Raw genomic sequence first — 21,673 nt, 5'->3', positions numbered from 1 at the left:
ATTGGCCTTGACGCGGCCGCGGGCCGGGGCGCACGCTTCTAGAACGTTCTAGTAGAGGGTGGTCCTCCATGGTGGTCAGGGTGGCGCTGATCGGGTCCGGACGGATGGGTGCGTTCCACGGGGAGACGGTCGATCGGCGGCTGCCCGGCGCCGAGCTGGTGGCGATTGCCGACCCGGTTCTGTCACCGGCAGACCGTCCAGGGGTCCGCGTCTGTGCGGACGCGGCGCAGGTCTTCGCCGATTCCGACGTTGATGCGGTGGTCATCGCGTCGCCGGCTCGGTTCCACGCCGGGCTCGTGGTCGCGGCCGCCGAGGCGGGCAAGCATGTCTTCTGCGAGAAGCCGATGGCGCTGACCCTCGCCGACGCGGACCGTGCGATCGACGCCGCCCACCATGCGGGTGTGGTCCTCCAGGTGGGCTTCAACCGCCGGTACGCCCCCGCCTGGCAGGCCGCCCGCGGGCTTCTCGACGACGGCCGGCTCGGCACCCCGCGGCTGCTGCGGTCGCTCACCCGGGATCCGGGCGGTTTTGATCCGGCGCGGGTCGCCCCGGACACGATCTTCCTGGAGACACTCATCCACGACTTCGACACGCTGCGGTTCCTCAACCCCGGCGCCGAGGCCGTCGAGGTGCATGCGACCGCCGACGCGCTCGTCGAACCGGACTGGCGGGACCGTGGGCTGCTCGACACGGCGGTGGTCACGGTCCGGTTCGACAACGGCGCGATCGGGGTGGCCGAGGCTTGTTTCGAGGCCTCCTACGGCTACGACGTGCGGGGGGAGGTGCTCGGCTCGGGCGGCCTGGCCCTGCTCGGGGACGGGCGACGCACCTCGATGTCGTTCCTGGGGGCGAGCGGTCAGACCGCCGACACGGTACGCAGCGACCAGGAGCTCTTCGCCGACGCCTACACCGCGGAGCTGGCCGCCTTCGTCGACGCGGTCACCACCGGCGGCCCGGCCGACGTCACGGGCGAGGATGCTCGTGCGGCCCTGACGATCGCCCTGTGTGCCGCCGCGTCGGTCCGCGCCGGAGTACCGGTGGCGACCTCATGAGACTGGCCGTGTGCGCCGAGATGGTCTTTCTCGACCTGCCGTTCGAGGAGCGGGTGCGCCGGATCGCGGACCTCGGTTTCGAGGTGGAGATCTGGGACTGGACCCGGAAGGACATCACCGCGCTGCGAAGCACGGGCGCGACGTTCTCCTCGATGACCGGATATGTGACCGGCACCCTGGCCGACAGCGACGGCGCCGACGAGCTCGTGCGCACCGCCGAGCTCGCCCTCGAGGTTGCGGACCGCCTCGACTGTCCCCGTCTCAATCTTCACGGGACCGGTCTCGACGGGTCGGGGCTGCCGGTGGTGCCGTGCGCGACACCCACACCGGCGATGTGGCTGACCGCCGCCCGCACGCTGACGCGGATCGCCGGGCTGGGCGAACGCGCCGGCCGGGTGTTCACCTTGGAAAACCTCAACACGGCCGTCGACCATCCGGGCACACCGTTCGCCCGGGCGGCGGACACGATGACGCTCGTGGCCGCCGTCGGGAGCCCTCATCTGCGGATGAACCTCGACCTCTACCACGCCCAGATCGGTGAGGGGAATCTGATCGCGCTGGTCCGGGCGGCGCTGCCGCTCATCGGTGAGATCCAGGTCGCCGATGTGCCGGGGCGCTGCGAGCCCGGCACCGGCGAGATCAACTACCGGAACGTGGCCCGCGCTCTGGAGGGCTACGACGGGGTGGTCTCGCTCGAGGGCTGGGCGTCCGGGGATTCCGGGGCAGCCCTCGAGCGCTTCCGGGAGGCGTTCACATCAGGTGCTTCGCCACGTACTGGTTGACCTGGTCGAGGTTGAAGCGGCAGCTCTCCTCGGCGCGTTCCTCCCAGGCGAAGACGCAGACGGTGGCGGTGCCGTCGAAGCCGACCTCGGCCAGGGTGCGGAAGAACAGGTTCCAGTCGACCTCGCCCTGGCCGATGTCGAGGTGTTGGTGCACCCGTACCGTCGAGCCGGGCGGGTTGACGATGTAGCGCAACCCCGACGAGCCGCGGTGGTCGAACGAGTCGGCCAGGTGGAGCTGCGTCAGCAGCGGGCCGGCGTGGCGGATCACCGCCGCGAGGTCGCCGCCCTGGTGGAACGTGTGCGGCGCGCAGTAGAGGAACGTGACCAGGGGTGAGTTGATGGCCTTGACCAGGTTCACCCCGGCGATGCCGTCCTCGACGAAGTCGTCCGGGTGAGGTTCGAGGACCAGGCGGACACCTTCGCGTTCGAAGATCGGGAGCAGTTCCTCCATCGAACGCCAGAACTGCGCCTCACTGGCCGGGGCGGCCTCGGGGCGGCCGTTGAACTCGGAGTTCATCACGTCGACGCCGAGGTCCACGGTGATCTCGATGGCGCGTTTCCAGTACCGGACCGCCGCCTGGCGTTCGTCCTCGTCCGGCCCCGACCACTTGTAGAGGGGCAGGACCGACGCGACGGAGACCTCGGCCTCTGCCAGCGCCCCCTTGAACGCCGCCACGTCGGCCGACGACGCCCGGGGGTGCAGGAAGAACGGCAGGAAGTCGTCGCGCGGGGACAGCTCGATGTGGTGGTAGCCCAGGTCGGCCACCACGCGCGGCAGCGAGAGCAGCGGCACCTTGCGCAGCATGTAGGGATCCAGCGCGATCTTCATGACAGCGGCGCCCGGTAGAAGGTGGGCTGAGCGGCCAGGGTCACCGGCACGCGGGATCCGCTGCGCAGAGCGGCAACACCGGCGTCGGACACCACCGCCGCCGCGTAGCCGTCCCAGGCGGACGGCCCGACCGGTTCTCCCCCGCCGGCGACCGAGTCGATCCACTCCTGGATCTCCACGTCGTACGCGAGCAGGAACCGTTCCCGCCAGTCGAGCGGGATCGGCGCCGACCGTTCCCCGGCGGCGCGGACGACCACGGGGCTGAACTCGCCCAGTGCCGCCGTGCCGTCCTCGCCGACAACCTCACCCCGGATGTCGTACCCGTAGCGGATGTTGACCGAGATCTCCACGTCGACGATCGCCCCGCCCGCGAGCTCCAGGATCAGGATGAGCGGGTCCTGCAGCGGGCCGCCGTTGCGGCTCTTGCGCGGGATCAGCACCTGCGCAGCGGTGATCTCCTCGCCGAACATCCAGCGCACCATGTCGATCTCGTGGACCGCGGTGTCGGTGATGGCGCTCTCCTTCTCGTAGAAAGAGGGCACGCCGGCGTTGCGGTGGGTGCAGTGCATCATCAGCGGGACGCCGATCCGGCCGCTGTCGACCACCCGCTTGAGGGCCCGGTACGCCGCGTCGTACCGGCGCATGTAGCCGACCTGCACGAGCCGGCGGCCCGCCGCGACCTCCGCCTCGACGATCCGCAGGCAGGCGTCCTGGGTGGTGGCCAGGGGTTTCTCGCAGAAGACGGGTTTGCCGGCCGCGATCGACGCGAGCACGTACTGCTCGTGGGTGGGCCCCCAGGAGCAGACGAGCACCGCGTCGACCGCGGGATCGGCGATCAGGTCTTCGCCGGTCAGGTGCAGGGTGGCGCCGGGCAGACCCCCGGCGACCTTCTTGGCGGTCTCCACGTCGACGTCGGTGACGGCGGTGACCGTCACCCCGGCGAGCACTGCCGTCATCCGCCGGATGTGGTCCTGTCCGATCATGCCGGTGCCGATGACTCCGACCTTGAGCATGCCTGGGGCTCCTAACGAGCGAAGGGAGAGCTCAGCGGCCGAGCTCGTGCGACAGCTCGGTGAGCTCGTCGCCGCCGGCCATCTGGGTGGTGAGCTCGTCCAGGCCGACCTCGGAACGTGTCTTGTCGAGGGCCGTTCCGCCGAGCTTGAGGATGATGAAGTGGTCCCCCACCAGGTACGCGTGGTGCGGGTTGTGGGTGATGAAAACGACGCCGAGGCCGGCGTCACGGGCGGCGGCGGTGTACTTGAGCACCACACCGGACTGCTTGACACCGAGTGCGGCGGTCGGCTCGTCGAGGATCAGGACCCGGGCGCCGAAGTACACCGCGCGGGCGATCGCCACACACTGGCGCTGGCCGCCGGAGAGCGTACCGATGGGCTGGTTGATGTCCTTGACGACGATGCCCATCTTGCGGAGCTCCTCGTCGGCGATCCGCCGCATCTCCTTGACCTTGAGCCCGGCCAGGGGATATCGGCCGGAGGTCAGTTCGGAGCCGAGGAAGAAGTTGCGCCAGACCTCCATCAGGGACACCACGGCGAGGTCCTGGTACACGGTGGCGATCCCGTGGTCCAGGGCCTGCCGCGGGGAGCTGAAGGTGAGGTCCTCGCCGTCGACCTTGAGGCTGCCCTCGTTGTGCGGGTGCAGCCCCGACATGATCTTGATGAGGGTGGACTTGCCGGCGCCGTTGTCACCCAGGACGCAGGTGACCTCCCCGGCGTTGACACGCAGGTTGATGCCGCGCAGGGCGCGGATGGCACCGTAACTCTTGCCGATGCCGGTCATCTCGATGAGCGGTTCGCCCTTGTTCAGCTCGCGGTCCGCGTGCGAGGCGAGGGTGTCGGTCATGGTCAACCCACCTTCCGGGCGGTGGACATTCTCTTCACGTAGAGGTTGACGAGGACGGCGAGCAGGAGCATCACGCCGAGGAACGCCTTGAACCAGTTCGGGTCCCAGCCGGCGTAGACGATGCCGAGGCTGGTCATGCCGAAGATGAACGCGCCGATGGCCACACCGATGGCGTTGCCGTAACCGCCGGTCAGCAGCGTGCCGCCGACCACTGCGGCGATGATGTAGAGGAACTCGTTGCCGACGCCGTTGCCCGCCTGCAGGGTGTTGAAGCGGTAGAGCAGGTGCATGCCGACGAACCACCCGAAGAACGAGACCGTCATGAAAAGCCCGATCTTGGTACGGATCAGGGGTACGCCCACCGCCCGCGCACTGTCGGGGTTACCGCCCACGGCGAAGATCCAGTTGCCCGTACGCGTGCGCTGGAGCACCCAGGCGGCGAGGGCGACGAAGAGGAACCACCAGATGACCGTGATCCAGACGGTGACCGGCCCGATCTTGAAGCTGGACGCGAAGATCGCACTGAGGGAGTCGAACCCGTCGATCTGGCTGATGTCCGGGCTGGACACGGACCCGGTGACCAGCTTGGTGACACCGAGGTTGGCGCCCTGCAGCACGAAGAAGGTCCCCAGCGTGATCAGGAAGCTGGGGATGCCGGTTTTCATCACCAGATAGCCGTTGACGAACCCGATGAAGAGGCAGAACGCGAGGGAGACGAGCGCGCCGACCCAGAGGTTCATGCCGTAGTTCCAGCACAGCATCGAGTTGACCAGGCCGGCGGTGATCGTGATGACACCCGCGGACAGGTCGAACTCGCCACCGATCATCAGCAGGCCCACCCCGACGGCGACGATGCCGATCGTGGAGGACTGGTAGAGGACGGTGAAGAAGGACTCGGCCGACCGGAACGCCGGTGCGGCGCTCAGGAAGAAGATGAAGATGATCACCGCTGCGACCAGGGCGCCGACCTCGGGCCGGGCCAGGATGCGGTTGGACAGGCTCAGTGTGACCCGGTTGGAGGATTCCGTGGGCACTTCGGCGGGAGGAGGAGGGGTCGTTCTGACTTGAGTCATGACACTGCTCCGATTACTGCCTGTGCGGGGGACGGCCGCGCGGCGACCCGCGGCCCTCCCCCGCGAGCGACTACCGGGTGTTCTTCTTGGTGAACGGGAGGATCGTGGCGATGTTGTCCTTGTCGACGAAGGACGGGCCGGTCAGGACCGCCTTGCCGCCACCGACGTCGTTGCCGTTCTTCAGGTAGAGGTAGAGCGAGGAGACGGCCATGTAGCCCTGGACGTAGGGCTGCTGGTCGATCGAGAACTCGATCTTGCCGTCCTGGATGTCCTGGGCGGCCTCGGTGTTGAGGTCGAAGGTGATCAGCTTGGCCTTGCTGGAGGCGGCCTCCATCGCCTTGAGGGCGTCGATGGCGATCGGCGCGCCCAGCGTGACGATGTAGTCGATCGACTTGTCCTGCGACAGCTTGGCCTGCAGCGTCGACACGACCGCGCCGTCGTCGGCCCCGTTGACCTGGAGGTTCTCGGTGCCCGGGACGGCGCTCTTCACCCCGGCGCAGCGCGCTTCGAGAGCGACCGAGCCGGCGGCCTGGATGACGCAGAGCGGGTGCTTGCCGCCGGCGTCCGCGATCCGCTTGCCGGCGGCCGTGCCGGCCACGGTCTCGTCGGAGCCGAAGTACATCAAGGCGCCGAGCTGCTGGTACTGGTCGATGCCGGAGTTGAAGCCGACCACCGGGATCTTCGCGTCGGTCGCCGCCTTGACCGAGCCGGCCAGCGCGTCCGGGGTGACCAGGGTGGTGGCGATGCCGCTCACCTTGGAGTCGACGGCGTTCTGGATCAGCACCGCCTGCTTGGAGGCGTCCGGGTCGTTGGAGTACTTGAGGGTGACACCCTCGTCCTTCGCCGCCTGCTGGGCACCGGCCTTGATCTTGTCCCAGAAGGTGTCGCCGGGGGTCTCGTGGGTGATCATCGCAATCGTGTAACCGGAGCTGCCGGCGGCGTTGGCGCCACCACCGGAGTCGTCGGTGGTGGCTTCCTTGCCGCCGCCGCTGCACGCGGCGAGGCCGAGGGCCACCACCGCGGACAGCGCGATCAGCCGTGCACCTCGCGTTCGGCGAAGCGTCATGGGGTACCTCCTGCAGGGGCTGGTCAGAGACCGACGGAGTTGAGGTACTGCCGGGTCCGCGTGGCGATCGGCAGCGGAAGGTCGAAGTCGACCGGGTACATGTCCTGCTCGACGACGACAAACAGCTCCGCGTCGAGTTCGTTGAGGGCTTCGAGCACCGACGGGATGTCGGGCAGGCCCGCCGGCGGTTCGACACTGGCGCCCATCGCGACGGCGCGGCCGAAGGCCATGTCCTCGCGGACGGCACGCTCGGCGATCGCCGGGTCCATCTGCTTGATGTGCACGTAACCGATGCGGTCGGGGAACTTGCGGATGATGGCCGGGACGTCGGCCTGCCGGTAGGCGAGGTGGCCGGTGTCGAGGCAGAGCGAGACGTACCGCGGATCGGTCTCCGCCAGGAAACGTTCGGTCTGCGCCTGCGTCTCGACGTGGTAATCGGCGTGCGGGTGGAACCGCATCTTGAGGCCGTACTCCTCGGCCAGGACGCGGCCGAGCGTGTTGCTGTTGTCGATCAGCGCCTGCCAGCCGTCGGGGCTCAGCTCGGCGGGCTCGTGGTAGGCGTTGGTGACGTCGTCGCGGTACCCCGGCACCGGGACGAAGATGAGGTTCTCGGCCCCGAGGGCGGCCGTGAGCTCGGCGACCTTGCGGGTCTCCGCCAGCACCGTGGCGAAGTCCTTGTGCGGGCCACCGACACCGGCCACCGTGCCACCGGCGCAGGACAGGTCGCGTTTGGCCAGCTCGTCGCGCAGCTCGGCCGGGTCGGTCGGCAGATAGCCGTACGGGCCCAGCTCGAGCCAGCGGTACCCGGAGCCGGCCAGTTCGTCGAGGAACCGCGGCCAGGGGGTCTGCCGGGGGTCGTCGGCGAACCAGACACCCCACGAGTCGGGGCAGCTGCCGAGTTGCAGGTGACGGATCTCAGCCATGTCTGTGCCTCAGCTCGCCGTGGGGAAGTGCATGCTGGCGCCGTGCGCGGCCTCGACGTGCGGCCACCGCGAGGTCACGACCTTGCCGCGGGTGTAGAACGAGACACCCTCGGGCCCGTGGATGTGTTTGTCGCCGAAGAGCGAGTCCTTCCAGCCACCGAAGGAGTAGTAGGCCATCGGGACGGGGATCGGGACGTTGATGCCGATCATCCCGACGTGGACACCGCGCTGGAACCGCCGCGCGGCCTCACCACTGTTGGTGAAGATCGCCGTGCCGTTGCCGTACGGGTTCGCGTTGATCAGGTCGATCGCCGCCTCGACGCTCTCGGAGCGGACCACCGACAGCACCGGGCCGAAGATCTCCTCGGTGTAGACGTCCATCGACGTGTCGACCTGGTCGATGACGGTCGGGCCGACGAAGAAGCCCTCCTCGAAACCCGGGACGCGGCGGCCCCGGCCGTCGACGAGCACCTTGGCGCCCTGCTGCTCACCCGTACCGATCAGGCTCTCGATGCGGTCTCGGGCCGCGGCCGTGACGACCGGTCCCATCTCGCTCTTCGGGTCGCGGCCGGAACCGACCACGACGTCGTTGGCCTTGCGGGTCAGGATGTCCATCAGCGGATCGCCGGCGCCACCGACGGCGACCGCGGCGGAGATCGCCATGCAGCGCTCACCGGCCGAGCCGAACGCGGCCGCCGACAGGTGGTTCGCGGCGTACTCGAGGTCGGCGTCCGGCAGGATGATCGCGTGGTTCTTCGCCCCGCCGAGGGCCTGGACGCGTTTGCCGGTGGCGGACGCCTTCTCGTGGATGTAGCGGGCGATCGGCGTGGAGCCGACGAACGACACGGCCGCGACGTCGGGGTGGTCCAGCAGCGCGTCGACAGCGGTCTTGTCACCGTGCACGACGTTGAAGACCCCGTCGGGCAGCCCGGCCTGACGCCACAGGTCGGCGATGAAGTTCGACGCCGACGGGTCCCGCTCGCTGGGCTTGAGCACAAACGTGTTGCCGCAGGCGATGGCGACCGGGTACATCCACATCGGGACCATGACCGGGAAGTTGAACGGTGTGATGCCCGCGCAGACGCCGAGCGGCTCGCGGAAGCTGAACACGTCCACACCGGTCGAGGCCTGGTCGGAGTAGTCACCCTTGAGCAGCTGCGGGATGCCGCAGGCGAACTCGACGACCTCGAGACCGCGCTGGACCTCACCGGCGGCGTCGCTGAGCACCTTGCCGTGCTCGTCCGAGACCAGCTCCGCCAGCCGGTCGACGTTGGCGTTCACCAACTCCCGGAAATTGAACATGATCTTGGTACGGGCGCTCAGCGAGGCCTGCCCCCACGTGGTGAACGCCGCCTTGGCCGCCGCCACCGCCGCCTCCACGTCACCGGTGTCGGCCAGCACCACCTCGTGCTGCTGCTGCCCGGTCGCGGGATTGAAGACCGGGGCACGGCGGGACCCGGCGCCGGCGGTGGAACTGCCGCCGATCCAGTGCTCGATGGTTGTCACTTCGGGTGGTCCCTTCTAGAGGTACAGCCGCTGGCCGCGCTTGGCGGCGTCGTAGGCGGTACGGGCGTCCCGGGTGCTGTCCAGCTCGGAGACCTCGGAGACGGGCACGTCCCACCAGCTCTCGCTCGACGGGACGGGAGAGAGCGGATCGGTCTCGATGTGCACGACCGTGAGCCGGTCGGACTCCCGGGCCTGCTTGAGACCCTCGGTCAGGTCGGCGATCGTGCGGCAGCGGATGACGTTCGCGCCGAGGCTCTCGGCGTTCGCGGCCAGGTCGACGGGCAGCGTCGCGCCGTCGTAGTCGTCGTCCGCACCGCGGTAGCGGTAACTGGTGCCGAAACGCTGCGAGCCCAGCGACTCCGAGAGGGCCCCGATGGAGGCGAACCCGTGGTTCTGCACGAGAACGATGATCAGCTTGATGCCGTCGGACACCGCGGTGACGATCTCCTGCGCCATCATCAGGTACGAGCCGTCGCCGACCAGGGCGTAGACCTCGCGGCCGGGGTCGGCCATCTTGATGCCGAGGGCCCCGGCGATCTCGAAGCCCATGCAGGAGTAGCCGTACTCGACGTGGTACTGCTTCGGGTCGCGGGCGCGCCAGAGCAGCTGGAGGTCGCCGGGCATGCTACCGGCGGCCTGGACCACGACGTCGCGCTCACCGCAGGCGTCGTTGACCGCGCCGATGACCTCACTCTGAGCGGGGAGCGGGCCGTGGCCGAGGTGGTAGGCCTCGTCCACCCGCCGCTGCCACGCTGCGACGTCGGCTTGATAAGACATGTCGGATTTGTAACCGGCCAGAGCGGCGCTCAAGGAAGTCAGGCCCGAGCGGGCATCGGCCACCAACGGCGTGGCGGACTGCTTCGCCGCGTCGAAGGAAGCCACGTTCACGTTGACAAAACGGACATCCTGCGCCGCGAAAGCCGTGCGAGAGGCGGTGGTGAAGTCGCTGTACCGCGTCCCGATGCCGATGACCACATCCGCGTCACGGGCCAGGGCGTTGGCGACCGGCGTGCCCGTCGAGCCCACCCCGCCGACCGAGTTCGGGTGGTCCCAGCTCAGCGCACCCTTGCCGGCCTGCGTGTCCGCCACCGGGATCCCGGTCGCCCGGGCGAAGGCGTCCAGCTCGGCCGACGCCTCCGAGTAGATGACTCCCCCGCCCGCGACGATCAGCGGCCGCCGCGCGGACCGGATCACCTCGGCCGCCCGCTCCACCGCCACCGGCTCCGGCACGGGCCGCGCCACATGCCAGACCCTCTTCTCGAACAGAGCCTCAGGAAAATCAAAGGCCTCCGCCTGTACGTCCTGAGGCAGGCACAGGGTCACGGCGCCGGTCTCGACGGGATCGGTCAGCACCCGCATCGCCGCGAGCAGCGCCGACGGCAACTGCTCGGGCCGCCACACCCGGTCGAAGAAGCGGGACAGCGGCCGGAACGCGTCGTTAACCGACACGTCGTACGAGCGGGGGTCCTCCAGCTCCTGCAGCACCGGCGACGCGACCCGGGTGGCGAACACGTCGCTGGGCAGCAGCAGCACCGGGATCCGGTTGACCGTCGCCAGCGCCGCGCCGGTCAGCATGTTCGTCGAGCCGGGCCCGATCGACGCCGTGCACGCCATCGTCGACAGCCGGTTCTTCATCCGGGCGTACCCGACCGCCGCGTGCACCATGGCCTGCTCGTTCCGGGCCAGGTGGTACGGCAGATCGGCGGAACCGGTCCGCTGGGCCTGCAGCAGCGCCTGCCCGACACCGGCGACGTTGCCGTGGCCGAAGATGCCGAAGCAGCCCGCGATCGTGCGCTGCTCGACGCCGTCCCGCTCGGTCCACTGGTTGGCCAGGAACGTGACGACGGCCTGCGCGACGGTGAGCCTCACGAGCGCTTCCTTTCCGAGGTGGAGGTGAGCGGCAGCCGCGGATCGATCTCCTGCTGACTCCACGTGCCGCGGATCCAGGCGTGCTCCGGGTCGTCGGAGAAGAGCCACTTGCGCTCCCCCGGCCCTGCCATGACGTTGAGGTAGTACAGGTCGTAGCCGGGTGCGGCCATCGACGGGCCGTGCCAGCCGTACGGGATCAGGACGACGTCACCGGCGCGGACCTCGGCGCAGATGTCGATCGGGTGGTCCGTGTGGCCGTACACGCGCTGGAAGCCGGTGCCCGGCGAACCCGACGGCGAACCGGCGACCTCGAAGTAGTAGATCTCCTCGAGCGCGGTCTCGTTCTCGCCCGGCTCGTCGTGCTTGTGCGGCGGGTACGACGACCAGTTGCCCCCGGGGGTGAGCACCTCGACCGCGATCAGGCGGTCCGCGTCGAACGAGTCCGGCGTACAGAAATTGTTGACCTGACGACTGGCCTGACCGGCACCGCGCAGCTCGACCGGCACCTCGTCGGCGGGTCCGTAGCGGAACGGCAGCCGCCGGTCGGCACGGGCGGCGGGCAGCGCGAACCGGCCACCGTTCGGGGCCCGGACCGTGACCGCGGAGTCGCGGGGCAGGTAGGCGAAGTCGGTGACCCGGGAGAAGACCGAGCGGCGGCCGGTGAGGGTGACACGCTCGTCGTCGCAGGTCACGTCGCAGCCGCCGGTCAGCGGGAGGACGATCATCTCCTCGTCGCCGGTGCCGAAGCTGACCCGGGAGCCGATCGGCAGGTCAAGGATGCGCAGCCCGCTGTAGCCCCAGCCGGCGCTCTCCGGTGTCACGACAGTCTCGAACGGCGCGCTCCCGGCCGTTCCTCTGCGCAGCAGCGTCACAGCAGACTCACCGCCCGGTCGACCGCACCCGCGACGTCCCCGCCGGGCGGGTAGAGCAGGCTGCGCCCGATGACCAGACCCTGCACGGTCGGCAGAGCGAGGGCCTTGCTCCACCGCACGTACGCGGCGTCGGCGTCCTGGGACACCTCACCGCCGAGGATCAGCGCGGGCAGTGTCGTGGCGGCCATGACACGTTCCATGTCGTCGACGACGGGAACCTTGAGCCACGTGTACGCCGAGGTCGTGCCGAGCCCTGCCGCGACCGTCATCGCCCGGATCATCGCCTCGGGGCTGAGCTCGTTGCGCACCCGGCCGTCGGCCCGGTGCGAGATGAACGGCTCGACCATCGCCATCAGCTGATGCGCGGCGAGGTCACCGACGGCCCGCCCGCACGCTTGCAGAGTGGCGACCGTCCCGGCGTCGTCCGGGTCGATCCGCAGCAGCATCTTGCCGCCCTCGAATCCCGCCGCGGCCAGGCTGTCCCCGTCGTACGCGGTGAACCGGTCGTCGATCTCGAAGCTGGTCCCGGCGAGCCCGCCGCGGTTCATCGACCCGATGACCACCTTGTCGTCGAGCGCGCCGAGCAGCAGCAGGTCCTCGAGGATGTCGGGCGTGCCGAGCACACCGTTGACGCCGGGCCGTTCGAGCGCGGTGCAGATGCGGTCGAGCAGGTCGGCGCGGTTGCCCATCGCGAGGGGGTCGGGACCGGCCCGCAGCGCACCGCGAGCGGGATGGTCAGCCGCGATGATCATCATCCGGCCGTGCTCACCCCGCCAGCCGGCAGGCCGGCGGCGGGCGGCCGCGGCGGAAGCGATCGCACCCGGGCGGTCCGCGCGGGCGGCGACGATCTCCAGGACGTCACGCACGGCCGCTCACCCCGCCGATCAGCTCGCGGACCTCGGACTCGGTCGGCATCGCGTCGGCGCACGACAGCCGTGTCGCGACGATCGCCCCGGCGGCGTTGCAGAAACGCATCGTGGTCTCCAGATCCCAGCCCGCGAGCAGGCCGTGGCAGAGCGCGCCGCCGAAAGCGTCACCGGCACCCAGGCCGTTGACCACCTCGATCGGCACCGGAGGCACCTGCACCTCCTCCTTGCGGGAACTGGCCAGCACCCCCAGCGGCCCTTGCTTCACGACGGCCAGGTCGACACCGGCGTCGTGCAGCGCCCGGGCCGCGGCGTGCGGCTCGCGGACACCGACGGCGGTCTCGCACTCGTCGAGGTTGCCGACGGCGACGGTCACGTAGGGCAGCGCCTGCTGGACCCAGCTGCGCGCCTCCTCCCGCGACTCCCAGAATATCGGGCGGTAGTCCAGGTCGAGGACGGTGATGCCGGCTTTGTCCCGCGCCCGCAGCGCGGCGAGCGTCGCCTCCCGCGACGGCGACTGACACAACCCGGTGCCGGTGACCCAGAAGATGTCCGCCCTGCGGATCGCCTCCAGGTCCAGCTCGGACTCGAAGATCTCCAGGTCGGGCGCCTTGGGGAAACGGTAGAAGTAGAGCGGGAAGTCGTCCGGCGGGAAGATCTCGCAGAACGTCACCGGTGTCGGCAGCCCCTCGACGGGCGTGACAAAACGATCGTCGACCTCGAAGCCCCGCAGCGCGTCGTGGATGAACTCACCGAACGGGTCGGCGCCGGTCCGGCTGATGACCGCGCTGCGCCGGCCGTACCGCGCCGCCGCCACAGCGACGTTGGTCGGGCTGCCCCCGAGGAACTTCTCGAACGTCCGGACCTCACGCAGCGACACGCCGATCTGTTGTGGATACAGGTCGACGCCGATACGTCCCATGGTCAGTACCTCGTCAGCGGGCATGCGTCCCCCTCGCGACAGTGGATGGACGTGCGGACCGGCGCCTCGTGTGCCGTGCTGATTACGGCGCGATGAAAAGTCGTGGTGCGGGAGAGCTCGGTTCGTTTCGATGTAATAACGTGAGGGCTTCCACGTCAATACTTTGTCATGACAAACTGAAAAACCAAGGGGGTCCCATGGCATCCGATCTCTCCCCACCGCGCAGCCCGGTGCGCCCGGTCGAGGTCGACCGGACCAGCCCCGTGCCGCTCTACTTCCAGGTGGCCACCCGCCTGCAGGAGCTCATCGAGCAGGGCGAGATCGGCGTCGGTGCCCGCATCGAGAACGAGGTCGACCTGGCGGAACGCCTCGGCGTCTCCCGCCCCACCACCCGCCGCGCGATCCAATACCTGGTCGAACGCGGCATGCTCGTGCGCAAACGCGGCGTCGGCACGCAGGTGGTCCACCCCAAGGTCCGCCGGCCCGTCGAGCTGTCCAGCCTCTACGACGACCTGGTCACCTCCGACCGCAAACCGCGGACCGAGGTCCTCGACCTCCGCGTCATCCCCGCCCCGGCCGACGTCGCCGAAGCCCTCGAACTCCCCCCGGGCACCGAGGTCACCTGGATCGAACGCCTCCGCTACGCCGGCGGTGAGCCGCTCGCGCTGATGCACAACGCCATCCCCCTCGACGTGATCCGCCTCGAGGCCGCCGACCTCGCCGGGCACGGCCTCTACGAGCTGCTCCGCCGCGCCGGCTTCGTCCCCCGCATAGCCACCCAGATCATCGGCGCGCGCTCCGCCGCCGCCGAAGCCCGCACCCTCGACGAAAAACGCGGCGCCTCCCTGCTCACCATGACCCGGACAGCGTGGGACGCGAGCGGGCGGGCGCTCGAATACGGCTCCCACCTGTATCGAGCCAGCAGATACAGCTTCGAGCTCAATCTCTCGGCAGGATGAGGCCTTTCAAGGTCAACCTCCAGGCCATGTCGTGCCTGGTTGCATGGCTCTGACCGTCGCTCCCGCCGAGAAAGGGCGGAGCTTCTTGAAGATCAAAATCGAGGCCATGTCGTGCCTGGTTGCATGGTGCTGACCGTCGCTCCCGCCGAGAAAGGGCTGCGTGCTCGCCAGATCACCGGGGCTCGGCCGTAGCTTTCCGCCGCCGGGTCTCCAGGGCGGCGATTACCGCGAACGCGGCGGCCGCTGCCGCGACCGCGGCGAGGTAGCACCACGGTGCGGGGAGGTAGTTGGCTGCTGTCAGCACGGTGGGCTTCTTGTCGGTGAAGGCGCGGAAGATGATCGCGATCGGGCCTTCCCAGATGCCCGCCGCGAGCGTCAGCAGCATGCCCAACCGGTACCAGCCGTCGTCCATGGTTGCCTCCTCGCAAGATACGAACGTATCCACGAGACCATCTGAAATTGCCCGTCACAAGCTGGTCTGCGGCGTTACGTCACGCTGAATGCGCGACTAAGTTGGGTTTGTGCGTGACGAAAGTGGGTGTTCGGTGTGCCGGGGGCCGCTGCGGGTGGTGGTGCGGGGGCGGCGGCCGGTCTACTGTTCGCGGGCGTGTCAGGCGCGGGCGTACCGGGCGCGGAAGAACCCGCCGGCGCCGGAGGCTCCGGAGCTGAGCGGGCGCCGGCGTCAGATCGTCGAGGCCGTCTGGCGCATCGCCGCGGGTCGCGGTCTGCAGATGGCCACGATCCGCGAGATTGCCGCGGAGGCCGGCGTGACGCCGCGGGTGGTGCAGTACCACTTCACGGACAAGCATCACCTGCTGGTCACCGCCCTGCAGACCCTGCACCGTGACAACGAGCAGCACAGCCGCCGGCGCATCGCGGCGCTGCGTGATCCGTCCGACCCGCGGGTACTGCTTCGCGCCACCCTCGAGGAGCTTCTGCCGCTCGACGAGCAGCGCCGCACGAGCCTGCGGGTGCTGACGGCCTACTACGCGTGGAGCCTGACCGACCCCGCCCTGGCAGCGGTCTTCCTGCACGGCGAGCACCCGCTGGAAGACCTGGTCACCGCCCTGATCACCGCGGCCGGCGCCCGACCCTCGATCGACCCGGCCGAGGAGGCGAACCTGCTCGTCGGCGGTCTGAGCGGCCTCGGCCTCGACCTGCTCCACCGCCGCCGCACCCGCACAGACGTCCAGCGAACCCTCGACCACCACCTGAACCGCATCCTGTCACCGCACCCCTGACCCTCACCGGCTGTATGGGAGCCGGCGTTTCTGCCGGAAGCCCCGCTGGCTGGGCCGGCCGTCAGCATGGACCGAACGGCAGCTCATCGACGGGATCCGGGCGGGTTCTCCCGAGCGCAGCGTCTCGACGCGGCCCGGGCCGACACGGACAGTGCCCACTCCGACCTGCCCTAGTGTCACGGCTCGTGGGCCGCGGTCTGTGCGCCGTTCCGCCGCCGGCAGCGCAAGAGAACACGGGCGGAGACCTTCGCGGCGTTGCAGTCGCAGGCGGACGGATCACCCTGGGTCGACTCGACGGGGAACCCGAGCACACCAGCACGCCGCCGGGGCTGCCGGCAAGGGGATCTGTAACGCCAGGAAGCAGCCCAGGCCCAACTTCAATGAAGTCGGGCCTTCGCCCGGCCGCCTGGCGTAGTCACAGCCGAGCCTTCTGACCACGCTCCGAGCCGCGCAAGCTCGGCATTGAAGCGGACGCTGGCCAGGGCCGGTGACGACCCGAAGAAGCCGCCGGAGGGCACGATCGGCTGGGGTCAGCTGACCTTCGACAGGCCGGCCGGACCGGCATACCACCACCCCGCCCGGCACCTGTTCCTCGGCCGATGGTGAGGCAACGGGTAACGGCTGACGGAACCCTTCCGCAAGGAATCGGTCGGCGATGGCCGGTTCATGCGCTGTCGGCCGGCGCCGGATCCTCGTCCCTACGGTGTGGAGGTGGTGGAATTGACTCTCGCCCTCGAGAGAGCGTCCGTGCGGCCCCGAGAGCCCGCCCGGCCGGGAGACCGGTCAGCGACTAGTGCCGGACGGCGACGGTGATGATCTCCGTGCTGGCTGGGGTGAGTGGGCCGCCGTGCCAGTCGCCGTACTGCGCGTCGATGTGGAAGCCCGCCTGGGTGACCAGAGTGTTGAGGACCGGAAGGTCGAGGAAGCGCAGGACGTGGCGCTCGGTGGCGTACGCGGTCTCGGTGAATGTCACGACGTCGCCCACGACGGACTCGACCTGATGCACCACCCGGACCCCGGCGACCTCGACCGCGTGCGAAGGTGTCCAGGTCTCCCAGGCGCGGGCCTGCGGGTGGCGCGTCTCGAAGACGAAGCGTCCGCCCTCGTGCAGCGCGGCCCGCACCCCGGCGAGCGACGCCCGGATCTCCCCGTCGCCGATCAGGCACTGGAACGCGTGCCCGGTCATGACGGCCAGCTCGAACTCCTGCTCCCACGGCATTGCCGCCGCCGTCCCGAACACCCACTCGATGTCGTCGCGCCGCCGCGCCCGCTCCAGGAAAGCGCTGTTCGGGTCGATGCCGGCCAGCGTCCCGCGATGCCCGGCCTCTCGCGCGTGATGCAACATCGCTCCGGTGCCGCAGCCGACGTCGAGCACGCTTTCCGCCCCCATGACGAGGCGGTGATAGAACGCGTCCGCCGGATTCCGGGCAGGATCCCAGGGGTTGACCAGGTCGTAGATCACGTCCTATCAGATACCACAAGGGTGCGGCCCGAACCGGGCCGCACCCTTGCCGGCGACGCGTCAGGCGGCGCGCCACATCCGGTAGAACGGGGTGTTGTCGGGGAGGCGGATGTCGAACGGGAGCATCTCGGTGTAGCCGTGGCGGCGGTACAGGCGGATGTTGTTGTCGTTCGTCGCCTCGAGGTAGGCCGGGGTGCGGCCCAGGTCCTCGTGGGTGCTGTCCATCAGGGCGCCGCCGAGGCCGTGGCTCTGGTGGGAGGGGTGCACGGCGAGGAAGGCCAGGTGCCAGTGGGGGTCGACGGGGTGGTGTTTGTCGAAGACCTCGTCGAGGGCCTCGAAGTTCGGCAGCCACTCCCCCGCCAGCGCGGCGAGGCGTTCGTCGTAGTCGGGGATCTCCGGCATCTCCCGGGTGCGGTCGAACCAGACGGCGGCTGCGGCGAGGCTGCCGTCCGGGGCGTCGATGACGTCGACCTTGCCGCACAGGGGTGCGTGGACCGTGAGCATCGTGAAGAAGTCGCCCATCACGCGCAGGCGGGCCGACGGGTCCGGTACGAGGGAGCGGTTCTGTTCGAGGTCGTCGAAGGACAGGGCGACGAGCCGGCCGACGTCGGTGAGCTCGGACTCGCGGGCGGGACGGATGGTCGGTGTCACTGGTGGGCCTCCGTGGCGGTGTCGCGGATGGAGAAACCGCTGCGGGCACCCATGCCGATGCCCTGGTACGTGCCGGGCCTGGTGCGTCGCAGGATCAGCGCCCAGGTCACCCCCGCGAGGGTCAGCACCGCGTACGCGAGCGGCACCGCCCACGTCGGTGTCGACCCCGGCTCGACGCCGAAGAGGATCTCGATGTTGGTCAGGGCCAGGTACGTCACGACGAGCAGCAGCACCGTGCCGAGCACCGGGGCGCCGAGGCGGTGCCAGAAGTCCTCACCCTCGGGGTTGCGGGCGAAGTAGCCGACGACCGCGGCCGACGTGACCGTGATGAGCAGCAGAACACCGATGCCGCCGGTCGTGCCGCCCCAGAAGAAGAGCTGGACCAGCGGGTCCCAGCCGGCGATCGCGTACACACCGATGACGACGAGGCCGAGGACCGACTGCGCGAGGGAGCCGTTCTTCGGTGCGCCGGTGCCCGGGACCGTACGCCCGAAGGCGCGCGGGAGGACACCTTCGCGGCCCAGCGAGAACGTGTACCGGGCGATGATGTTGTGGAACGAGATCATCGCGGCGATCAGCGAGGTCAGGAACAGCGCGTGGCCCAGGTGCAGGGCGGTGCTGCCGAGCCGGTCCGAGGCCAGGTTGAAGAACAGCTCGGGGCCTTCGGCGCCGGCCCGTTCGACAGCCTTGCCACCGGTCGCGGAGATCATCGCCCAGGACGAGAACGCGTACAGCACCGCGATCAGCGCGACCGCGATGTACGTGGCACGGGGCACGGTGCGCCGCGGGTCGCGGGACTCCTCGCTGAAGACGACGGACTGTTCGAAGCCGACAAAGCCGGTGACGGCCATGACGAGCAGCGCGCCCGCGCCCGCCCCGACCAGGCTGGACGGGTCGACCGGCGCCGAGGACGCGGCGAAGTCGGGCGCCATCAGGTCGGCGATGCTGAAGACGACGACCAGGACGATCTCGGCGACCAGCAGGGTGGCGAGCACCTTGCCGTTGACGGCCACGTCGCGGACACCGAGGACGGCGACCAGCGCCCACGCGGCCAGCGCGATGATCCACCACTGGATCTCGACACCGAACCAGTCGGCGAACAGCGGGGCCGCGATCGCGCCGAAGCCGCCGTACGAGGCGACCTGGAAGCTGTTGTACGCGAGCAGCGCCACCCACGACGCGCCCACACCGAACGGCCGCCCGATGCCCCGGGCGATGTACGCGTAGAAGGCGCCGGCGTTGGCGATGTGCCGGGCCATGGCGACGTACCCGACCGCGAAGACGGCGAGCACGATCGCGACGGCGAGGAAGGCGATGGAGATGGCGGTCAGCCCGGTGACGGCGAGACCGGTGGGGACGACACCGGCGACGACGGTCAGCGGCGCGGCCGCGGACATCACGAAGAAGACGACGGCGGCGACGCCCAGGCGGTCGCGGGCCAGGGCTGTCGAGAGCTGACTCGGTCTGGGGGGTGCGGTGGAGGTGGGCACGGGGGTCTCCAATGAGGGGGATTCAGGCGCGGCGGGCCATCACGGCGTCGCCGACCGCGGCCTCGGCCTGGCCGACGAGGTGCTGCAGCATCACCGGCAGGCGCCGGCGGAGCTGGCCGAACAGGTGTTCACGCTCGGCGGCCTCGAGGGTGACGAGCACGTGCTGGTCGAGGCCGGTGGCGAGCACCAGCCCGGTCAGGACGAGGTCGGGGCTGTCGAGCAGCTCGCCGCGGGTGGCGGCGATGCGGATGCGGGTGCCGGGCCAGCCGGCGACGGTCAGGTCGGTGGGGACGAACCGCACCTTGGTGCCCAGCAGTCCGCGTTTCTCGTGCCGCTTGACCAGGCCGGCGCGGGCGAGACGGCGCTCGACCAGCTCGGTGGCGACACCCGTGGCCAGGAAAGCGATCCAGTCCCGGACCTGGCGGTGGTGGCCCTCCCGCAGCAGTTGCTCGAGGACCGCGGACGTGGCGGCCTCCGCGGTGGGCCGTTCGTCGACGACGGTCAGCCCGGCGTCCTGGATCTCGAGGCGGCGCCACAGGACCAGCTCGGCGAGCAGGCCGGCGGCGAGGCCCAGACCGAGGGTGGCCGGGCTGAGCAGGCACCGGCCCCGGGCGTTGTCGTGGGCGGCGAGGTAGAGATCGTCGGCGAGCGGCAGCTGACTGGTCGCCACTCGTTGGTCCCTTCCGCCCGGGTGCGGGCATGGCTGTGTCACCGCCGGACGTGCTGACCGGCAGTGACGGGTTACCGATTGTGGCGTGCTGGGCTTCCGGCCGACCGTTACGGTGAGCGGCCTTCACGCAACCCCGCGTAGCTTGCCAGCGCCCGCCACCCGGCGCAATGTCCAGAGTGGCCTGTCCTTTGATGCATCCTGCACCATGGCTCTGAGCTGCGGTTACATGCCTCACTCGATCGAGACAGTTAACAGGATCGTTACGTTGGGCAAACCCGAACGCCGCCCTTACCGAACGCTTACGTCCCGGCCCTAGCGTCACAGTCATGACGGACCGCACCCGGGTTTCCCACCTGCTCCGCCGGCTCACCTTCGGGCCCACGGCCACCGAGGTCGACGAGGCCGAACGCACCGGCGCCGACGCCACGCTGACACGTGTGCTCGCGCCGATCGGCCGTACCGTCGGACTGCCCGGCCTGGAAGCCGCCGCCAAGCCGCCCGAGGGTGCGAGCCGCGAGGAGAGGCAGAAGGCGCGGCAGCAGGCCCGCGCCCAGCTCATGACCGCGACCCGCTGGTGGCTGAGCCGGATGGTCACCGAGCCCGGCGCGGCCGAGAAGCTGACGTTCTTCTGGCACGGCCACTGGGCGACGTCGTCGCAGAAGGTCCGCTCGGCGCCGCTGATGCTGGCCCAGCAGCAGACGTTCCGGCGGTACGGCGGCGGGCCGGCCGGGCCCCTGGTCCGGGCCATGGTGCGTGATCCCGCGCTGATCCTGTGGCTGGACGGTCAGAAGAACACCCGCAAGGCTCCGAACGAGAACCTCGCCCGCGAGCTGATGGAGCTGTTCACGCTCGGCGTCGGCAACTACGGCGAAGCCGACGTGAAAGCGGGCGCGCGGGTGCTCACCGGCTGGCAGGTCGACCGGGCGGCCGGTACGGCGAAGCTTCTCCCGCGCCGCCACGACACCACGGAGGTCACCCTGCTGGGCAGCACCGGGCGCTTCGACGTGGACTCCTACGCCGACCTCCTCGTCCGTCATCCCGCCCATGCGCCCTTCCTGGCCCAGCGGCTGTGGGTGCGGTACGGCTCGGACACAGGTCCGGCCCCGCAGGGAGTCGCCGCCGCCGCGCCGGACGGCACCACGGCGATGCTGCGCGCCCTCGCCACGGATCCCGCGTTCGCGGCGACCGCCGGGCAGCTCGTGAAACAACCGATCGAGTGGGTCATCGGCGCCGTCCGGCAACTCGGCGTCGAGGACGTTCCCCTCGCCGCGTTGAAGGCACTGGGCCAGGTGCCGTTCCGGCCACCGAGCGTCGGGGGCTGGCCGGTCGGGCCCGCCTGGCTGACGACCTCGTCCACGCAGGCCCGCCTCAAGCACGGTCAGGCGCTGACAGCCAAGGCACCCGCCGCGGTCGAGACCCTGGCCGACGTCGCCCAGGGCGACCGGGTCGAGGCGCTGGCCCGCCTGCTGGTCGTCGACACCTGGACCAACCGCACCAACACGGTCCTGCAGGACGCGGCCCGCGAGCCGAGACGACTGCTCGCGCTCGGCCTGGCCAGCCCCGAATACGCCGTCCACTGA

Annotated in this window: 22 protein-coding genes; 6 read left to right on the top strand and 16 right to left on the bottom strand. The window is 69.9% G+C overall.

The window, feature by feature from the left end; genetic code table 11:
- Positions 1–68: 68 nt before the first annotated feature.
- Both AFR_RS20915 and AFR_RS20910 read left to right on the top strand, forming a co-directional pair.
- Positions 69–1,052 carry a Gfo/Idh/MocA family oxidoreductase gene (locus AFR_RS20915; RefSeq protein ID WP_023362793.1) on the top strand — a complete coding sequence of 328 codons (984 nt, stop codon included), beginning with the start codon at positions 69–71 and terminating at the stop codon, positions 1,050–1,052.
- Positions 1,049–1,834: a TIM barrel protein gene (locus AFR_RS20910; protein ID WP_041842489.1), complete on the top strand. Its 786-nt coding sequence runs from the start codon at positions 1,049–1,051 to the stop codon at positions 1,832–1,834. Before AFR_RS20915 ends, AFR_RS20910 begins: the two co-directional genes overlap by 4 nt.
- Here AFR_RS20910 and AFR_RS20905 read toward each other — a convergent pair.
- The 11 genes from AFR_RS20905 to iolC all read right to left on the bottom strand — a co-directional run bounded on the left by AFR_RS20905 (position 1,803) and on the right by iolC (position 13,644).
- Complete coding sequence (locus tag AFR_RS20905) at positions 1,803–2,663, bottom strand: sugar phosphate isomerase/epimerase family protein (protein WP_023362791.1); 861 nt, start codon at positions 2,661–2,663, stop codon at positions 1,803–1,805. The two genes, AFR_RS20910 and AFR_RS20905, sit on opposite strands and share 32 nt — an antisense overlap.
- Positions 2,660–3,676 carry a Gfo/Idh/MocA family oxidoreductase gene (locus tag AFR_RS20900; protein ID WP_023362790.1) on the bottom strand — a complete coding sequence of 339 codons (1,017 nt, stop codon included), beginning with the start codon at positions 3,674–3,676 and terminating at the stop codon, positions 2,660–2,662. Before AFR_RS20900 ends, AFR_RS20905 begins: the two co-directional genes overlap by 4 nt.
- A gap of 31 nt (positions 3,677–3,707) precedes the next feature.
- On the bottom strand, positions 3,708–4,523 hold the full coding sequence (locus AFR_RS20895; RefSeq protein WP_023362789.1) for an ATP-binding cassette domain-containing protein: 816 nt from the start codon (positions 4,521–4,523) through the stop codon (positions 3,708–3,710).
- A gap of 2 nt (positions 4,524–4,525) precedes the next feature.
- Positions 4,526–5,557 carry an ABC transporter permease gene (locus AFR_RS20890; RefSeq protein WP_023362788.1) on the bottom strand — a complete coding sequence of 344 codons (1,032 nt, stop codon included), beginning with the start codon at positions 5,555–5,557 and terminating at the stop codon, positions 4,526–4,528.
- Between the two features lie 109 nt (positions 5,558–5,666).
- Positions 5,667–6,662: a substrate-binding domain-containing protein gene (locus tag AFR_RS20885; RefSeq protein ID WP_023362787.1), complete on the bottom strand. Its 996-nt coding sequence runs from the start codon at positions 6,660–6,662 to the stop codon at positions 5,667–5,669.
- Positions 6,663–6,685: 23 nt separating this feature from the next.
- Positions 6,686–7,585 (bottom strand): TIM barrel protein, encoded by a 900-nt coding sequence (locus AFR_RS20880; RefSeq protein ID WP_023362786.1) that lies wholly within the window; start codon positions 7,583–7,585, stop codon positions 6,686–6,688.
- Positions 7,586–7,594: 9 nt separating this feature from the next.
- Positions 7,595–9,091 carry a CoA-acylating methylmalonate-semialdehyde dehydrogenase gene (locus tag AFR_RS20875; protein ID WP_023362785.1) on the bottom strand — a complete coding sequence of 499 codons (1,497 nt, stop codon included), beginning with the start codon at positions 9,089–9,091 and terminating at the stop codon, positions 7,595–7,597.
- A gap of 15 nt (positions 9,092–9,106) precedes the next feature.
- Positions 9,107–10,960, bottom strand: coding sequence for a 3D-(3,5/4)-trihydroxycyclohexane-1,2-dione acylhydrolase (decyclizing) (gene iolD, locus AFR_RS20870; protein ID WP_023362784.1), 1,854 nt, complete (start codon positions 10,958–10,960; stop codon positions 9,107–9,109).
- Entirely contained in the window at positions 10,957–11,832 is an 876-nt protein-coding gene (iolB, locus tag AFR_RS20865; RefSeq protein ID WP_023362783.1) for a 5-deoxy-glucuronate isomerase, read from the bottom strand. Before iolB ends, iolD begins: the two co-directional genes overlap by 4 nt.
- Positions 11,829–12,698, bottom strand: coding sequence for a Cgl0159 family (beta/alpha)8-fold protein (locus AFR_RS20860; protein WP_023362782.1), 870 nt, complete (start codon positions 12,696–12,698; stop codon positions 11,829–11,831). The genes iolB and AFR_RS20860 overlap by 4 nt, the downstream gene beginning before the upstream one ends.
- Positions 12,691–13,644 carry a 5-dehydro-2-deoxygluconokinase gene (iolC, locus tag AFR_RS20855; protein WP_023362781.1) on the bottom strand — a complete coding sequence of 318 codons (954 nt, stop codon included), beginning with the start codon at positions 13,642–13,644 and terminating at the stop codon, positions 12,691–12,693. The genes AFR_RS20860 and iolC overlap by 8 nt, the downstream gene beginning before the upstream one ends.
- Before the next feature lie 173 nt (positions 13,645–13,817).
- On the opposite strand from iolC, the gene AFR_RS20850 reads away from it, so the two are divergent.
- On the top strand, positions 13,818–14,579 hold the full coding sequence (locus AFR_RS20850) for a GntR family transcriptional regulator (RefSeq protein ID WP_023362780.1): 762 nt from the start codon (positions 13,818–13,820) through the stop codon (positions 14,577–14,579).
- A gap of 172 nt (positions 14,580–14,751) precedes the next feature.
- Here AFR_RS20850 and AFR_RS20845 read toward each other — a convergent pair whose 3' ends face one another.
- Entirely contained in the window at positions 14,752–14,991 is a 240-nt protein-coding gene (locus AFR_RS20845) for a hypothetical protein (RefSeq protein ID WP_023362779.1), read from the bottom strand.
- 109 nt (positions 14,992–15,100) lie between these two features.
- Here AFR_RS20845 and AFR_RS20840 point away from each other — a divergent pair, with 109 nt between their 5' ends.
- The gene (locus tag AFR_RS20840; protein WP_202964008.1) at positions 15,101–15,820 is read left to right on the top strand and encodes a TetR/AcrR family transcriptional regulator; all 720 of its coding nucleotides are present in this window, start codon (positions 15,101–15,103) and stop codon (positions 15,818–15,820) included.
- Positions 15,821–16,282: 462 nt separating this feature from the next.
- Positions 16,283–16,426 (top strand): hypothetical protein, encoded by a 144-nt coding sequence (locus tag AFR_RS46810; RefSeq protein WP_023362777.1) that lies wholly within the window; start codon positions 16,283–16,285, stop codon positions 16,424–16,426.
- 184 nt (positions 16,427–16,610) lie between these two features.
- Here the strand turns inward: AFR_RS46810 and AFR_RS20830 are convergent, their stop codons facing one another.
- Genes AFR_RS20830 through AFR_RS20815 form a run of 4 tightly spaced genes read right to left on the bottom strand, consistent with a single transcriptional unit; the run spans position 16,611 to position 20,093 of the window.
- The gene (locus AFR_RS20830) at positions 16,611–17,282 is read right to left on the bottom strand and encodes a class I SAM-dependent methyltransferase (protein ID WP_023362776.1); all 672 of its coding nucleotides are present in this window, start codon (positions 17,280–17,282) and stop codon (positions 16,611–16,613) included.
- Positions 17,283–17,342: 60 nt separating this feature from the next.
- Positions 17,343–17,933 carry a GNAT family N-acetyltransferase gene (locus AFR_RS20825; RefSeq protein ID WP_023362775.1) on the bottom strand — a complete coding sequence of 197 codons (591 nt, stop codon included), beginning with the start codon at positions 17,931–17,933 and terminating at the stop codon, positions 17,343–17,345.
- A complete protein-coding gene (locus AFR_RS20820) occupies positions 17,930–19,423 on the bottom strand; it encodes an APC family permease (protein WP_023362774.1) in 1,494 nt (497 codons plus the stop codon). Before AFR_RS20820 ends, AFR_RS20825 begins: the two co-directional genes overlap by 4 nt.
- 22 nt (positions 19,424–19,445) lie before the next feature.
- Entirely contained in the window at positions 19,446–20,093 is a 648-nt protein-coding gene (locus AFR_RS20815) for a GOLPH3/VPS74 family protein (RefSeq protein WP_023362773.1), read from the bottom strand.
- Positions 20,094–20,419: 326 nt separating this feature from the next.
- Between AFR_RS20815 and AFR_RS20810 the strand changes: the two genes are divergently transcribed.
- Positions 20,420–21,673, top strand: coding sequence for a DUF1800 domain-containing protein (locus AFR_RS20810; protein WP_023362772.1), 1,254 nt, complete (start codon positions 20,420–20,422; stop codon positions 21,671–21,673).

Source organism: Amorphoplanes friuliensis DSM 7358 (assembly GCF_000494755.1).
Lineage (GTDB): Bacteria > Actinomycetota > Actinomycetes > Mycobacteriales > Micromonosporaceae > Actinoplanes > Actinoplanes friuliensis.
This window is presented reverse-complemented; position numbering and strand designations above follow the sequence as displayed.